The organism is Nocardiopsis sp. NPDC006938 (genome assembly GCF_042869555.1).
GTDB lineage: Bacteria > Actinomycetota > Actinomycetes > Streptosporangiales > Streptosporangiaceae > Nocardiopsis.
In genome coordinates this window covers 575880-591579 of the sequence record NZ_JBIAGA010000001.1, presented here as the reverse complement: position 1 = coordinate 591579, position 15700 = coordinate 575880, and the positions used below count along the sequence as shown (strand labels likewise).

11 protein-coding genes are annotated in these 15700 nt (G+C 70.1%); 7 read left to right on the top strand and 4 right to left on the bottom strand.

The annotated features are described in order from the left end of the window. Positions 1-32: 32 nt before the first annotated feature. The 3 genes from ACFYL4_RS02525 to ACFYL4_RS02515 all read right to left on the bottom strand — a co-directional run bounded on the left by ACFYL4_RS02525 (position 33) and on the right by ACFYL4_RS02515 (position 3249). Positions 33-704, bottom strand: a complete 672-nt coding sequence (locus ACFYL4_RS02525) for a TrkA family potassium uptake protein (RefSeq protein WP_357765866.1) — start codon at positions 702-704, stop codon at positions 33-35. Positions 705-744: 40 nt separating this feature from the next. Continuing rightward, complete coding sequence (locus ACFYL4_RS02520; protein WP_357765879.1) at positions 745-2034, bottom strand: potassium transporter TrkG; 1290 nt, start codon at positions 2032-2034, stop codon at positions 745-747. A 303-nt stretch (positions 2035-2337) separates the two neighbouring features. Next, positions 2338-3249: a cation diffusion facilitator family transporter gene (locus ACFYL4_RS02515; RefSeq protein ID WP_357765869.1), complete on the bottom strand. Its 912-nt coding sequence runs from the start codon at positions 3247-3249 to the stop codon at positions 2338-2340. A 179-nt stretch (positions 3250-3428) separates the two neighbouring features. Here ACFYL4_RS02515 and ACFYL4_RS02510 point away from each other — a divergent pair, with 179 nt between their 5' ends. From ACFYL4_RS02510 to ACFYL4_RS02500, 3 genes are all read left to right on the top strand, one after another. Next, positions 3429-3779 carry an ArsR/SmtB family transcription factor gene (locus tag ACFYL4_RS02510; RefSeq protein ID WP_387515840.1) on the top strand — a complete coding sequence of 117 codons (351 nt, stop codon included), beginning with the start codon at positions 3429-3431 and terminating at the stop codon, positions 3777-3779. A gap of 574 nt (positions 3780-4353) precedes the next feature. Continuing rightward, on the top strand, positions 4354-7611 hold the full coding sequence (locus ACFYL4_RS02505; protein ID WP_387515838.1) for an efflux RND transporter permease subunit: 3258 nt from the start codon (positions 4354-4356) through the stop codon (positions 7609-7611). Positions 7612-7958: 347 nt separating this feature from the next. After that, positions 7959-8126, top strand: a complete 168-nt coding sequence (locus ACFYL4_RS02500; protein WP_357769282.1) for a hypothetical protein — start codon at positions 7959-7961, stop codon at positions 8124-8126. A gap of 52 nt (positions 8127-8178) precedes the next feature. Here ACFYL4_RS02500 and ACFYL4_RS02495 read toward each other — a convergent pair whose 3' ends face one another. After that, entirely contained in the window at positions 8179-8646 is a 468-nt protein-coding gene (locus ACFYL4_RS02495; RefSeq protein WP_357769280.1) for an ATP-binding protein, read from the bottom strand. 624 nt (positions 8647-9270) lie between these two features. On the opposite strand from ACFYL4_RS02495, the gene ACFYL4_RS02490 reads away from it, so the two are divergent. The 4 genes from ACFYL4_RS02490 to ACFYL4_RS02475 all read left to right on the top strand — a co-directional run bounded on the left by ACFYL4_RS02490 (position 9271) and on the right by ACFYL4_RS02475 (position 15700). After that, on the top strand, positions 9271-10833 hold the full coding sequence (locus ACFYL4_RS02490) for a family 2 glycosyl transferase (protein ID WP_357769278.1): 1563 nt from the start codon (positions 9271-9273) through the stop codon (positions 10831-10833). A 610-nt stretch (positions 10834-11443) separates the two neighbouring features. Then, entirely contained in the window at positions 11444-12424 is a 981-nt protein-coding gene (locus ACFYL4_RS02485; RefSeq protein ID WP_357769277.1) for an ABC transporter permease, read from the top strand. 103 nt (positions 12425-12527) lie between these two features. Beyond that, positions 12528-13457, top strand: a complete 930-nt coding sequence (locus ACFYL4_RS02480; RefSeq protein WP_387515835.1) for an ABC transporter permease — start codon at positions 12528-12530, stop codon at positions 13455-13457. Positions 13458-13471: 14 nt separating this feature from the next. Next, the gene (locus ACFYL4_RS02475; RefSeq protein WP_387515833.1) at positions 13472-15700 is read left to right on the top strand and encodes a dipeptide ABC transporter ATP-binding protein; all 2229 of its coding nucleotides are present in this window, start codon (positions 13472-13474) and stop codon (positions 15698-15700) included.

Genomic DNA, 15700 nt, shown 5'->3' with positions numbered 1-15700 from the left:
TGTCGGGAAGCTCACGACCTGCCCGAACCCGCTCAGGTGGACTCGGCGAACCGCTCCACATCGTCCGTGCGCCCCGCCACCACGATCACGTCGCCCTTGTGTAGGACGGTCTCCTGGGTGGCGTAGGTGAAGGACGCCCCCACCCGCTTCACCGACACCACCGTGATCCCGTACTGCTGGCGCACCCGGGTCTCCCTCAGGGTCCGACCGAGCAGCGACTTCGGCGCCCGGGTCTTGCCCAGCGCGAAACCGGCGTCCAACACCACGTAGTCCAGCATCCGCCCCGAGAGCAGGTGCGCCACCCGCTCGCCCATGTCGTGTTCGGGCAGCACCACGTGGTCGGCGCCGACCTGCTCCAGGATGCGTTTGTGCCTGCGGTTGGTCGCCTTCGCCCAGATCGAGGGAACCCCGAGGTCCACCAGCAGGGAGGTGGCGAGGATGCTCTCCTCCAGGTGGCTGCCGATCGCCACCACGGCCCGCGCGTACTGCGCGGCGCCGATCTGCCGCAGGGCCTCCTCGTCGGTGACGTCGGCGACCACCGTGTGGGTGAGCGCGTCGGCGTAGGTCTGCACCATCCTGGGGTTGGAGTCCAGGCCCAGCACCTCCCAGCCCCGGTTGACCAGTTCCAAAGCGAGCGAGCTCCCGAAGCGGCCGAGGCCGATCACGAGCACGCGTTTGTCGTCGTTCCTGTCGCGGTGCGGCATGGTTCTCTCCTCTGGGGAAGGGCTCGGCGCGTCGGTCGGCTCAACCGATGATCGGCCGGGCTTCGGCGAGTTCGTAGCGGCGATGCCGGTCGCGGAAGGCCAGGGCCGTCACGAAGGTGACGGGGCCGATCCGGCCGGCGACCATCAGTACCGCCATCAGGTACTGGTTCCACGGTGCGAGCTCGGGGGTGATCCCGGTGGACAGTCCCACCACGCCGAACGCCGACACCACCTCGAACAGCACCTCCATGAGCGAGAAACGGGTGGCGTAGAGCATGAGCACCGTGCTGGCGGCGACCACCGTCGCGGACAGGAACACCAGGCTCAGGGCCTGCCGGATCACCTCGTACGGCAGCTGTCGACCGAAGACGTGCACGCGGTCGTGCGCGCGCACCTCGGCGAGCACGACCAGGAAGATGACGGCGAGGGTGGCCACCTTGATACCGCCCGCGGTCCCGGCGCTGCCGTTGCCGACGAACATCAACATGATGGTCAGCAGCAGTGTGGAATCCTGCATCTCGCCGGTGGGCACGGCGTTGAGGCCGCCGCTGCGCGGCATCACGCCGTGGAAGACCCCGTCGGTGACCCTGGCCCACCAGTGCAGCTGACCGAGGGTGTTCGGGTTGTTCCACTCCATCGCGGTGACCAGCACGGCGCCCCCGACGAACAACAGCGCCGTGGTGGTGACCGTGAGCTTGGTGTGCAGGGTCCAGCGGCGCGGGGTACGGAGCTGACGGCGCAGCTCCAGGAGCACCGGGAAGCCGATACCGCCGAGGATCGAGGACAGCGCGATGGGGAACAGCACGAACGCGTCCCCGGAGAACCGGACGAAGCTGTCCGGGTACAGCGAGAGCCCGGCGTTGTTGAACGAGGAGATGGAGTGGAAGAAGCCGGAGTAGACCGCCTGGTGGAGGCTGAGGTCGTACCCCAGCCACATGCGCGGGGTGATCAGCAGGAAGGTGATCCCCTGACAGACCAGGAAGATCGTCAGGACCCGGCTGACCAGGCCGCGCACGTCACCGACCCAGAGCGTGCGCACCTCGGCCTGCACGTTGAGCTGCATGCGCAGGCCGAACCGGTGGATCACGGCGGTGCCCAACAGCGAGGCCAGGGTCATGATGCCCATGCCGCCCGCCTGCATCAGCGCCAGCAGCACGCCCTGGCCGAACCCGCTCAGGTCGTCGCCGATGGAGACGACGCTGAGCCCGCAGACCGAGAGCGCCGAGGTGGCCATGAAGAAGGCCTGCTCGAAGGGCAGGCCCCGGCCGTCGGTGGTGGCCCACGGAGTGCTCAGGAGAACGGCGCCGACCAGGTCGACGGTCACGAACATCAGCAGGAACACGCGTGCGGGCTTGAACCAGGCACGGGACTCCCGCGTGGTGTGCCACTCGGTGCGCGGATCGCCGTGGCGCGCGGACCGGCGGAGCGGGATCACGCTCCTGGCGAGCCGCCGCAGCGCGCCGGAGGGTCGGCGCACGGGCCTGCGGTTCACCGCTGACGTGCCTGGTGGTCGGGGTTGCGGGACACGGGCTCTCCTTGCTCGGGGACCCGAACGATTCTGCCAAAACCCCCTGGCCCAGACACGGCGCCCCACCGTTCGGGGCCCGCACCCGCCCGGCCGGGCGGGTGCCGGTCAGGCGTGCCGTGCGCCCTCGTGGTCGGCGTGGCCGGGCGGTTCCAGCTGGAGTGTGGAGTGCTCCACGTCGAAGTGGCCGGTGAGGCACTCGTGGAGTTCGTCGAGCATCCTCCCGGTGTCCCTCAGGTCCTCCTCGGAGACCACCACGTGCGCGGACATGACGGGGACGCCGGAGGTGATGGTCCAGGCGTGCAGGTCGTGGACGTCGATGACGGCGGGGTGGCCCATGAGGTGCTCGCGCACCTCGCTCAGGTCCATGCCCTTCGGGGTGGCCTCCAGCAGGACGTGGACGGCCTCACGCAGCAGTGACCACGCGCGGGGGACGATGATCGCGGCGATGCCCAGGGAGACGAGGGTGTCGGCCTGCTGCCACCCGGTGAGCCACACGATCAGACCGCCCACGATCACACCGACGGAGGCCAGGGCGTCGCTCATGACCTCCAGGTAGGCGCCCTTGACGTTGAGGCTCTCCTGGGCTCCGGAACGCAGGACGAACATCGCGGCGATGTTCATGACCAGGCCGAAGGAGGCGACCGCGATCATGCCCGGGCCGGAGACCTCGGCGGGTTCGCGGAATCGGTTGATCGCCTCCGACACGATGAACGCGCACAGGGCGAAGAGCACGATGGCGTTCACGGCGGCGGCGAGGATCTCGGCCCGTTGGAACCCGAAGGTCCGCTTACTGGTGGCGGGTCGCGCGGCGATCCACACGGCGGCCAGGGCCAGAGCGACCCCGAGGGAGTCGGTGACGGTGTGCCCGGCGTCGGCGAGCAGGGCGAGGCTGCCGCTGAACGCGGCGCCGGTGACCTGGACGACGGCGACGGTGAGCATCATTCCCAGGACCAGTGCCAGGCGTCCCTTGTTGGCGGCCCCGGCGGTGATCGGGCCGTGGTCGTGTCCCGCGCCCATGGGTTCCCTCCTCGGTTCGGCGATCGGTGGCGCCGCCACGCGTCGGTCGTCGTGCCCCTCCGGCGGACCACCGCCCTCGGGCGGTCCCGTGTGACTCCGGAGACCCGGCCGAACAGTTCAGCCTTCACTGTTTATACAGCGAAGGCTGTCTATACAGCAAACGATGTACAATGATTTTCATGTTGACCTCCGAGCAGCGCCTCACCGCGATCCAGCGACTCGGCCGCGCCCTGTCCGACCCCACCCGGTGCCGCCTCCTCCTGGCACTGTTGGAGGGAGCCGACTACCCGGCCGGGCTCGCCGACCGGCTCGGCCTCACCAGGCAGAACGTCTCCAACCACCTCGCCTGTCTCCGCGACTGCGGACTCGTCCGCACCCAGGCCCGCGGCCGTCAGGTCAGCTACGAACTCGTCGACGACTCCCTGGCGCACGCGTTGGAGGACCTCCTCGGCGTCGTCTGGGGTACCACCCAGCCGCACGCCACCCTGGACTCCCGGGAGGAACCAGGGAAACAGGCCTCGGCCGTCTGAGTCACCGCGCCGCGCCGACCGCCGCCCCGGGAGCGCGCTCCGGGGCCGCACCCGGTGGGATTCCCGCGCGCCTCACCGATTTTCGGCGAACCGAAACCTGGCGTGTGATGTCCGTAACAAGAATCCGCGCGAGGGGAACCGGAGAAGACCCACTTCGGAAGGGGAGCGGGCCGACTTTGGCGGAACGTCCCCAACTTTGGTCGGGTCGGACCCTGACAGAAGACTGAGGCGTCCCTGAGAGATCCCTGAACCTCCCTCGGTCCGCTCAACTTCCGATATAACGCGACGTATGGTGAGTACAGCGCCCGGCGGATGCGCCGCCCCTCGCGGGCCTCGCACCAGGCGGACGAACACCCCGCATCCCCCACACCCACGTCCTCGCGGATCGGCACCGCGACCGCACCGGTGAGCGCGTGTTCGGCGACGAACGCGCGGCACACCCCGGTCCGACCGTCCCACCCACGGCGAGCTAGGAGCGATCACCTCTCATGTCCAGACAGGCCCCCACGGCCCCGCGTGCGGAGCACCCCCTGACCGGGGCGCGCCACGCCCACCCGGCGGAAGGGACGAACGCGTGAACCGCCTTTCGGTCGTGTCGCTCGGCAACCGGGCACTGGTCCTCCTCATCACCCTGGCCGTCCTGCTCTTCGGTGTCCTCGCGGCGGTGTCGGCCAAGCGAGAGCTCTTCCCCGAGATGTCCCTGCCGATGGTGATGGTCTCGGCCCAGTACCAGGGCGCCACCCCGCAGGTGGTCGAGGGACAGGTCACCGAGCCCCTCGAACAGGCCCTGCAGGGGGTGGAGGGCGTCAACACCGTCACCTCGACCTCCACCACCGGGTCCGCGCAGATCATGGCCGAGTTCGACTACGGCCGTGACCAGGACGCCCTGGTCCGCGAGACCCAGGTCGCCGTCGACCAGATCTCCGGACTGCTCCCCGACGACGTCTCCACCTCCGTCATGGCCCTGAGCATGGACATGATGCCGGTGATGATGCTGGCGGCGAGCACCGGCAACGGCGACGAGCAGTCGATGGCCTCCTCCATCGAGAACGTCCTCATCCCCGAACTGGAGTCGGTGCCGGGCGTGCGCTCGGCCAACCTCTCCGGCGTCCCCGAGCAGCGCGTCGAGGTCACCCCGGACGAGGACGAGCTCGACGACGCCGGGGCCACCGTCCAGGACGTGTCCGACGCCCTGGAGGCCAGCGGCCTGCTCATGGCGGGCGGCAGCATCGACGAGGACGGTCGCAGCCTGAGCGTCACCACCGGTGACCAGCTCACGAGCCTCCAGGAGATCGAGGACGTGTGGGTGCGGCCCTCCCTGGGAGCCGACCCGTCCACCGCGATGCCGGGCGCACCGCCCGCGGCCGCGCCCTCTCCCGTACGCCTGTCCGAGGTCGCCGACGTCGCGATGGTGACCGAGGACGCCTCCTCGATCGCCCGCCTGGACGGCGACCCCAGCGTCGCGCTCATGGTCATGGCGACGCCGGACGGCAACACCGTCGAGATCTCCGACGGCGTCCAGGACGTGCTCGACCAGCAGGCCGACCTGCTCGGCGACGACATCTCCCTGACCGTCGTCTTCGACCAGGCGCCCTTCATCAACGACTCGATCACCGACATGTTCGAGGCCGGGGCCTACGGCCTGGCCGCCTCGGTCATCGTGATCCTCGTCTTCATGCTGTCCATCCGCTCCACCCTGGTGGTCGCGGTGTCGATCCCGGTGTCGGTCCTGGTGGCCTTCATCGGTATGCAGGCGTTCGGGTTCACCCTGAACATGCTCACCCTCGCCGCGATCACCATCGCGATCGGCCGGGTGGTGGACGACTCCATCGTCGTCCTGGAGAACATCCGCCGACACATGGACTACGGCAAGGAGCGGATGGCCGCCGTCAAGGACGGCGTCCGCGAGGTCGCCACCGCCGTGGCCTCCTCGTCCTTCGCGACCATCGCCGTGTTCCTGCCGTTGGCCTTCGTCGGCGGCATGGTCGGCGAGATCTTCATGCCGTTCGCGGTCACCAGCAGCCTGGCCCTGGCCGGTTCGCTCCTCGTCGCCCTGACCATCACCCCGGTCCTGTGCTACTGGTTCCTGCGACCCGCCGAGGTCGGGGACGCCAGCCGCGAGGAGATCGAGCGCGCCGCCCACGAACGCGAGATGCGCACACCGCTCCAGCGCGCCTACCTGCCGATCATCCGGTGGATCACGACCAAGCGCAGGACCGCCACGGTGGTGACGCTCGCCGCGTCGGTGGCGATCTTCGGCGGCACCCTCGTGATGGCCGCCAACTCCGAGACCGACTGGCTGGGCGAGGCCGAGGAGAACACCTACACCGTCATCCAGGAGCTCGAACCGGGCATGTCCCTGGAGGCCGCGGACGCCGAGGCCGTCAAGGTCGAGGCGGCCCTGGCGGGGATGGCCTGGATCGAGACCTACCAGGTCAACATCGGGGGCAACCCGATGATGGGCGGCGGCGCGGCCGACCGGATCGACTACACGATCACGGCCGACCCCGGCACCGACCAGATCCGCAACCGCGACGTCCTGAGGGACACCTTCGCCGACCTCGACACCGAGTACGAGCCGCGCCTGGACTCCACCGGCGGCATGGGCGGGTCGGGCATCGAGGTCCGTGTGACCGCCGAGGACCAGGACACCCTGGTCGAGGCGGCCGGGATGATCGAGGAGGAGCTGCGCGGGATCGACGGCGCGGACGACGTCACCAGTGGGATCTCCCAGTCGCAGCCCGCGCTGGAGGTCCACGTCGACGGAGAGGACGCCGCCGAGTACGGCCTCAACGAGACGATGGTCGGCCAGACCGTCTCCGCCGCCTTCAACGGCCGCAACGTCGGCCACGCCACCATCGAGCACCTCCGCCGGGACGTGGTCGTCCTGGTCCAGGACGCCCCCGCGACGGTGGCGGAGCTGGAGAGGCTGCCGATCGCCACGCCCACCGGGCAGGAGATCGAGCTGCGCGACGTGGCCGAGGTCACCGAGGTCGAGCAGCCGCCGGAGCTCACCCGCATCGACGGGGTCACGAGCACCACGGTGTCGGCCAACCCGACCGCCAGCGACCTCGGGGCGGTCAGCGTCGCCATCACCCAGGCCCTGGACGGCCTGGACCTGCCCTCTGGTGCCTCCGCCAGCCTCGGCGGTGTCAGCCAGGACCAGACCGAGGGCTTCGCCCAGCTGGGACTGGCGCTGCTCGCCGCGATCGTCATCTGCTACCTGACGATGGTCGCGACGTTCAAGAGCCTGATGCAGCCGCTGATGCTGCTGATCTCGGTCCCGTTCGCCGCCACCGGTTCGCTGGGTCTGCTGATGCTGACCGGTACGCCGATCGGCGCGGCGGCCCTGATCGGCATGCTGATGCTCATCGGCATCGTGATCACCAACGCCATCGTGCTGATGGACCTGATCAACCAGAACCGTAAGAAGGGGATGGACCTCGGAGAGGCCATCGTCGAGGGGTCCCGGCACCGTCTGCGCCCCATCCTGATGACCGCGGTCGGCACGATTGCCGCGCTCGTCCCGATGGCCACGGGTCTGGCGGGCGGCGGAGCGTTCGTCTCCGCCCCGGTCGCCCTCGTGGTGATCGGCGGGCTGGTCACCTCGACCGTGCTCACGCTCATCCTGGTTCCGGTCCTCTACCAGCTGGTGGAGGTGCGCCGTCTGCGCCGGGAGGCCCGGGCGGCCGACCGTCGCGACCGGCGCGCCGCCAAGCGCCGGTCCCGCGCCGAGGCGCGGGCGGCCGACAACGCCCCGAGCAACGGCTCCACCGCCGAGGGCGAGGCCGGCGAGGTCCCGCCGAAGCAGGACGCGGTCCAGGGCGGATAGCGACCGTTCGGACCGATCAGGGGGTGCCCCGCGCGCGAACCGCGCGCGGGGCACCCCCCGTCGTCGGTACCGAGCCGCCGACGCCGTTCGCGGGATGCGGGCACCGACTCGGGGGTAGAGTCACCCTCGGCACCGTTCGGGGGATCGACCGTCCCGCGATCAGGGGTGCGCGGAGGTGACGCGAGCCGACAGGGCCGCCGAGGCTCCTGCCGACCCCGGCCCCAATGTCGCGGAACGACCGCACATCCGTAGCTAGAGGCCCTGTTGTGTAGGACTTTCGGGACTTTCCTCTCTGTCACCGGGCTGTCGATTTGTGCTATCCGCGCAGTCCAGGCAGGCTTCCTCACATGGATGATGCGAAGAAGAGCCTGGACGACCTCGTTCGCGACGAACTCGGGGACGAGCCCTCCCAGGAGGCCAAGGACTACGCGCGCGAACTCTACGAGCGCTACCGGCTGCCCGCCACGGGCTCCGGTGTGAACACGGGCACCCCCACGGGAACGGCGGAGGAGTAGGACCACACGCGCCCCGACAGGTCGGCGCACCGGCCCCGACGCGGACCGACCCTCACCCGTGCGGGTCGGCCTCCCGGTCGTCGGCGTCCCACACCAGCTCGAACCACACCTGGCGGCCCCGGCCGTCATGGCGTGGTTCCGTCCCCCACTTCGCGGCGAGCGCCTCCACCAGATCCAGCCCCCGGCCGTGTTCGGCCGTGTCGTAGGGGTCCCGGTGCTGGGGGGCGGGCGCCTCCGTCGTGCTGCCGAGGTCGCGCACCTCGACCCGCGCCCACCCCGGCGCGTGCCGCACGCACACCTCGAACTTCCCGGTGGACCGGCCGGAGTCACTGTGCGTGATGGCGTTGGTGGCGAGCTCGCTGGTCAGCAGCGTCGCCGTGGTGACCTCGGGTGAGACGGCCAGCTGTCGCGCGACGAACCTGCGCGCGTAGGCGATCTGGCTGGGCAGGCCGGGAAAGCGCCGCCGCGCGGAACGGTCCTCGGCGGCGGTCTCGACGGGGGAGCTGCTGGTCTCTTCCATGGGACTGGCCGGGCGTTGGGGACGGTGGAGAGGGTCCGACACCGCCGGAAGCGTGTGCGCGGGTACTGGACGAGGGGCTGCGGTCTCACACAAGTGGGTTCACTCCCCGTTGGTGTGTGTTCGCGGGCAGGGCCGAACCGGCGCCTGGCCCTGGTCGCGTCCATGCCCGGAACGGGTCACGGCGCGGTAGGCGGACACGGGGCGACGCCCACGGGGCAGGGGGACACGGCTCGGTGCCGCTGGGGACGCGGCACGGGGACGGCTGCGTGCGAGCGAGAGGCCGTGCGGCTTCACACGGTTCGGTGGCGTGGCCGGGGGCGGGCCGTGGAGGATGGTCATGTGTGGGGGGTGTGCCCTACGACACTGAAGGGCCTGTTCGCGTTCAGCATACGCTCCGTGCCTCCTTGGCGACTCGGCCGACCTGGTTCGGACAGGGTAGCCCCCTCTGAGCTGCCCAAAGAGGGCGCCGGGTCGGTCGGTGGGCCCGTTCGGGGGTGGGACCGCGGTGGATCGGCGGCCCCCGGGGACGTTCAAGGGGCGATAACGATGTGGTGAAGACTTCCCGAATTTTCCTCCTTGCTCCGGTCTTGCGCGTGGTGTGGGTCACCCGACAGGCTGGACCGCATGGCCGCCCCCGCCCCCGCCCCTCTGCCCGTGGGCCTCGGTATCGAGATCGACCGCTCCGTCCGCCTCGCCGACGAGGGCCACGTCCTGGTCGGCGGTTCACCGCCGAGTGCCCTGCGACTGTCACCCGAGGGCGTCAGCGCGGTCATCCGCTGGCTCAGCGGCGCCGCGCCCGACAGCCCCGGTGAACGCGGGATCGCCCGCGCGCTGGTGGAGGTGGGGCTGGCCCACCCACGCCCCTCGGCCCGCGTCCCCGTTCCCGAGGTGCGGGTCGTCGTGGTCGGAGGCGGTCGCCACGACGACCTGGAGTCCACGCTGGACCACCTCGGGAACGAACACCCGAACCTTCGTCCGCGGGTGGTGGGCACCACCTGTCTGGGCGCACGCGTGGCCCGGGCCCGGGGCCTGTCCGTGGTCCCGGGGCCGCTGACCGACGCCGAGGCCCTGGAAGCGGCGCTCGGGGCCGATGACACCCCGGTGGTGGCCCTGTTGGAGGCCGGGGCCCGGCCCGCTCCGGGCTGGCTCGCCGCCGCCCTCGGCCACTTCGCGGACCCCGCCGTCGCCGCGGTGGTCCCCAGGGTCCTGTCCGAACGCGTACTCAGCGGCCCCCTCGGGATGTCCGTCGCCTCCCTCGACGCGTCGGCGGCCGACCGGGGCCCCGACCCCGCGCGGATCGACGCCTTCGGTGCGGCCGAGGCGCACGCACCCCCGCCCGCGCTGCTCCTGCGCAGGGGCCCTGCCGCACCCGGTCCCGATCCGGGTCCGGCGACCGCCGTCGAGCTGCTGCGGCGCCTGTGCGAGCGGGGATGGTCGGTGCGGTACGAGCCCCGGTCGCGTGTGTACGTCCCACCGCGCACCCGGCTGGGCCCCTACCTGAGCTCCCGGTTCGAGGTGGGGGCCACGGTGGGCGCGCTGGCGCGCCAGCACGGCGGAAGGGGGAGCGGCCCCGAACTTCCCGTGTCCGGCGTGCTCGGTCTGGGCCTCGCGCTGTTGGGTCGGCCCGTGGCGGGCCTGGCGGTGTACGGGCTCGCGGCCATGGTCGTCGCCGAGCGGTTGGCCCGGGACACCGGGGTGCCGGTCCGGCACACACTGGGCCCCGTGGCGGCGGACCTCGCGCGGACCTCGGGGGAGGCGGCGCGGTTCGCCCGCACGACGCACTGGCCGCTGACCGCGGCGGTGGCCGTGGGCGGGGCGGCGCTCCGGTCCCGTCGGCGTTCGGCGGCGGCCGGGCGCGGGGGCGCGGTCGCGAAGACGGTGGCGCCGGGCCTCGGGGCGCTGGCCGCGGCCGCCGTGCTCACCGTTCCGCACCTGTTGTCGTGGCGGCGCCGCCACGGTGCGGCCCCGGTGGGGCCTCTGATGTGGACCGGCCTCGCGGTCGCCGGTGACGCGGCGCGCTCGTGCGGGACGTGGTGGGGTGCGGTGCGTTCTGGTTCGGCGGCCTCGTTGGTACCGCGTGTCCGACCACCGGTGTCGGCCGTCTCACTCGAATCCGTGCAGGTCGTGGAGGGTACGGACGGGCCCGTACGTAAGTCTCGCGCGGGTTTGGTACTTAGTCCCAGTTAACGACCGTTGCCCACGGTGACCAATCTTGGCCTCCAGGGGTGGGTGGCCCGAGTTCCCGATCGCGCGTTTCGTCACCCGGAGTGACGGATTTCGAGGATTGTTCCCGAGGTTGACGATGCGGGCGGGGTGGGATTGTTTCCCGGGTGTTGCGAGCGTTCCTCAAACGCGTGACGCGGTGTCGGGAGGGACTGCTTTCGGTAAACAACGTTGACGCGGCGGGGCGTGACTGCCTTCGTTTGCGCAGTTCACAGAGTTCTCGTAACGCAATGGAGTGATGTGGCTCCGTTGGGTGTCAATCTTGACAATTGCGCGAGAACTTGGTGCCCAAATCGCCACCGTTGTCCTTTCTTGATGCGTCGGTTACCGGCAAGTGTCTCATGACCCCTCAGAATCTTGACATTCCGGTCACTGAACGTGAACTGGAAGACCGTGTGTTTCGGCAGTCACTGGGGGTGATCCCCGCGGTGTCGGCAGAGCTTGAACGCTTACCCGGGCTAACCGACCGGAGCGTACGAACCCCGCCCTCCCCGCGTCACTCCCCGTGTTGGTCACCCGCAACCGATCTAGACAGATCAAGTGCCGGGCTCGGCTGTGAGGTTCGGAGATAGTTTTGGGCAAGTTCCTGGCCAGGCGGCTGCTGAACTACGTCGTGCTGATTCTGCTCGCGACGAGTTTCGCCTACGTGCTCGCCGCCACCAACCTGTATCCGCGCGGGTACTTCGAGCAGATGCAGCCGCCACCGTCCCCCGAGGCGGTCAACGCCCAGCTCGACGCGCTCAACCTCAACGACCAGACCCCGATCGCCCAGCGCTACGCGACCTGGATCTCCGGAGTCTTCACCGGCGACTTCGGCAAGACCATCCAGGGCGGCGACGTCGCCTCCCAGATGTGGATGAAGGCCGGGGTCACCCTGCGCCTCATCACGGTCGCCACCATCCTCGGAAGCGTCCTCGGCATCGTGGTCGGCGCCTACGCCGCCATCCGCCAGTACCGGAGCTTCGACAAGGCGGCCACCGCGGCCTCCTTCTTCGTGTTGTCCGTCCCCACCGTCGTCATCGCGATCGTGGTGCAGGTCGGCGCCGTGAGCATCAACGACCTCCTCGGCTTCCAGTTCCTGCGCTACTCCGGCGAGTACACGGCCGGCTTCAGCGGGGCGTGGTACGAACTCCTCCTCAACCGCGTCTACCACGCACTGCTACCGACCCTCGTGCTCACGATCGCGCTGTTCGCGGCCTTCGCCCGGTACCAGCGCAACATGATGCTCGACGTGCTCGGCGCCGATTTCGTGCGGACCGCCATGGCGAAGGGGCTCACCCGGCGCCGGGCCCTGTTCAAGCACGCCCTGCGCACGGCCCTCATCCCCACGATCACCTACTTCACCTTCACCTTCGGTGCCCTGGTGTCCGGCGCGACCTTCACCGAGAAGATCTACGGCTGGCACGGCATGGGCGCCTGGCTGATCGACTCCATCGCCCGACAGGACGTGCACGTCGTCGCGGCGGTCTCCTGGTTCATGGCGATCACGATCATGGCCGCGTCCTTCCTCTCCGACATCCTCTACGCCTGGCTCGACCCGAGAGTGCGGGTGTGACCATGACGCACACCCCCGCTCCCCGGGCCGGGGACCCCACCGCGCCCGGCACCACCACGAAACCTCCGCGTCCCGTCGCGTCCGCCCAGCTGGAGACCACGTCATGAGTACGACCGAAGACAGCACGCGCTCCCCGGAGGAGCGCGAGGTCAACGACGCCCCCGCGGTGCCCCCGGCACCCAACCGGGCCAGGGACATCGTCCGCCAGCTCCTCGCAACCCGGCGGGTCATCGTCGGACTCGTCCTGATCGGACTGCTGGCCGCCCTCGCCTTCCTCGGCCCGGTGATCAGCCAGTGGGGCGTCAGCGAACGCGACTTCACCGCGCGCCTCGAGGGCATCTCGCCCGACCACTGGTTCGGCACGAACCACACCGGCCAGGACATCTTCACGCGCTCCGCCGCCGGTCTCCAGAAGTCCCTGCTCATCGGCTTCCTCGTGGCCATCGGCTCCACGGTCATCGCCGCGCTGGTCGGCTCGTTCGCCGGTTACTTCGGCGGGTTCACCGACCGCGCCCTCATGTGGATCGCCGACCTCGCCCTGGTGCTGCCCAGCTTCGTCATCCTGGCGATCCTGTCCAGCCAGTTCGTCGGACAGGGCGGCTGGTTCATCCTGGTCATCCTGCTCGCCGCCTTCAGCTGGATGGTCACCTCCAAGATGGTGCGCGGACTGACCATCTCGCTGCGGGAGCGGGAGTACATCCACGCCGCCCGCTTCATGGGCGTGCCCCCCCACAAGATCATCCTGCGCCACATCCTGCCGAACATGTCGTCGCTGCTCATCGCCGACGCCACCATCATGGTCAGCACCGCGATCATCGGCGAGACCGCCCTGAGCTACTTCGGTCTGGGCGTCCAGTCACCCGACGTCAGCCTCGGCGTGGTCATCGCCGCCGGCGCTCCGTACGCCACCACCGCGCCCTGGGTCTTCGCGTTCCCGACGATCCTGCTGGTCGTCCTGGTCCTGGCCGTCAACATGATCGGGGACGGCCTGCGCGACGCCCTCGACCCGCATTCCAAGTCGCGTCGGTCCTAGGGGAGGGCACACACATGAGCACCAACACGGTCGAGGCCACCGAGGGCCGCACCGACGAACCGACGTCCGGGACCCCGGTCCTGGAGATCACCGACCTCAACGTCACCTTCCAGGGGCTCGGGGGCAACCCCGACGTCCACGCCGTACGCGGCGTCAGCTACGCCGTCCACCGGGGCGAGGTCCTCGGCATCGTGGGCGAGTCCGGCTCCGGAAAGTCCGTCTCCTCCATGGCCGCGATGGGCCTGCTGCCCGACCACGCCAAGGTCACCGGCTCCGTGCGCCTGCACGGGGAGGAGATCCTCGGCCTGGACGACCGCACCATGGCCAGGAAACGCGGCAAGGTCATCTCCATGGTCTTCCAGGACCCCCTGTCCGGGCTCACCCCCGTGTACACGGTCGGCGACCAGCTCGCCGAGGCCGTCCTGGTCCACGATCCCAAGGCGGGCAAGGCCAAGGCCAACGCCCGCGCCGTGGAGCTGCTCGAACTCGTCGGCATCCCCAACGCCGCGCAGCGCCACCGCTCGTTCCCGCACGAGTTCTCCGGCGGCATGCGCCAGCGGGTCATGATCGCCATGGCGATGGCCAACAACCCCGACGTGATCATCTGCGACGAGCCCACCACCGCCCTGGACGTCACCATCCAGGCGCAGATCCTCGACCTCCTGCGCACCGCGCAGGCCGAGACCGGCGCCGCGATCGTCATGATCACCCACGACCTCGGCGTCGTGGCGGGGTTCGTCGACCGGGTCCTGGTCATGTACGCGGGGCGCCCCGTGGAGATCGGCAGCGTCGACGAGATCTACTACCAGAGCCGCATGCCCTACACGATGGGTCTGCTGGGCGCGGTCCCCCGCATGGACCTGGAGCGCCAGGGCGCCCTGGTGCCCATCAAGGGCAACCCGCCCTCCCTGAGCGCCCTGCCGCCCGGCTGCCCGTTCGCCCCCCGCTGCCCCATCGCGCAGCCGGAGTGCGACCTCGCCGAGCCGGAGCTGCTCACCATCGGGGACCAACCCTCCACGGAGGAGATCCGGGACAGGGCGTCGGCCGCCGAGACGGGTGGGGACGTTTCCGACCAGCCCGTACCCGAGCCCGACTCGGTGCAGGACACCGGGGTGCGCAGGGTCGCCTGCATCCGCTCGGGGGAGATCCACACCAACGAGTGGACCGCCCGCGACATCTACCCGGTCCCCGACATCCCCGAGGCGGAGGCCACCTCCGTTCCCCGCGAGGACCGCACGGAGATGCTCCGGGTCGACGACCTCATCAAGCACCACCCGCTGATGAAGGGCGCCGTCTTCAAGCGCCGCGTCGGCACCGTGTACGCGGTCGACGGGGTGAGCTTCGACATCCGCGAGGGCGAGACCCTCGCCCTGGTCGGCGAGTCCGGTTGCGGCAAGTCCTCCACCCTCATGGAGATCATGGGGTTGGAGAAACCGCAGCGCGGCTCGGTCGAGGTCATGGGCCGGCCGACGGCCAAGCTCGGCAAGCGCGAACGGTTCGACCTGCGACGCGACATGCAGATCGTCTTCCAGGACCCGATGAGCTCCCTGGACCCGCGCATGCCGGTCTTCGACATCATCGCCGAACCCCTGCGCGCCCACGGCGTCCCCACGGCGGAGACCACCAGGCGGGTCTACGAGCTCATTCAGCTGGTCGGCCTCAACGTCGAGCACGCGACACGGTTCCCGTCCGAGTTCTCCGGCGGGCAGCGCCAGCGCATCGGTATCGCCCGGGCCCTGGCCCTGGAGCCGAAGCTGCTCGTACTCGACGAACCGGTGTCCGCCCTGGACGTCTCGATCCAGGCCGGCGTCGTCAACCTGCTCGAAGAGCTGCAGGCCAAGCTCGGCCTCGCCTACCTGTTCGTGGCGCACGACCTGTCCGTGGTCCGGCACATCGCCGACCGGGTCGCGGTCATGTACCTCGGCCGGATCGTGGAGATCGGCGACACCACGTCGATCTACACCCGGCCCGCCCACCCCTACACCCAGGCGCTGCTGTCCGCGATCCCCATCCCCGACCCCGAGAAGGAACGCGCACGCACGCACATCGTCTTGGACGGTGACCTGCCCAGCCCCGCCAACCCGCCTTCGGGTTGCAGGTTCCGGACCAGGTGCCAGAAGTTCATCACGCTCTCGGAGTCCGACCAGGAGCAGTGCATGAGCGTCGAACCGCTGATCCAGCCCACCAACGGTGGAGACCAGGGGGCCGCCTGTCACTTCGCGGAGCGACAGGACGTCCTCTGA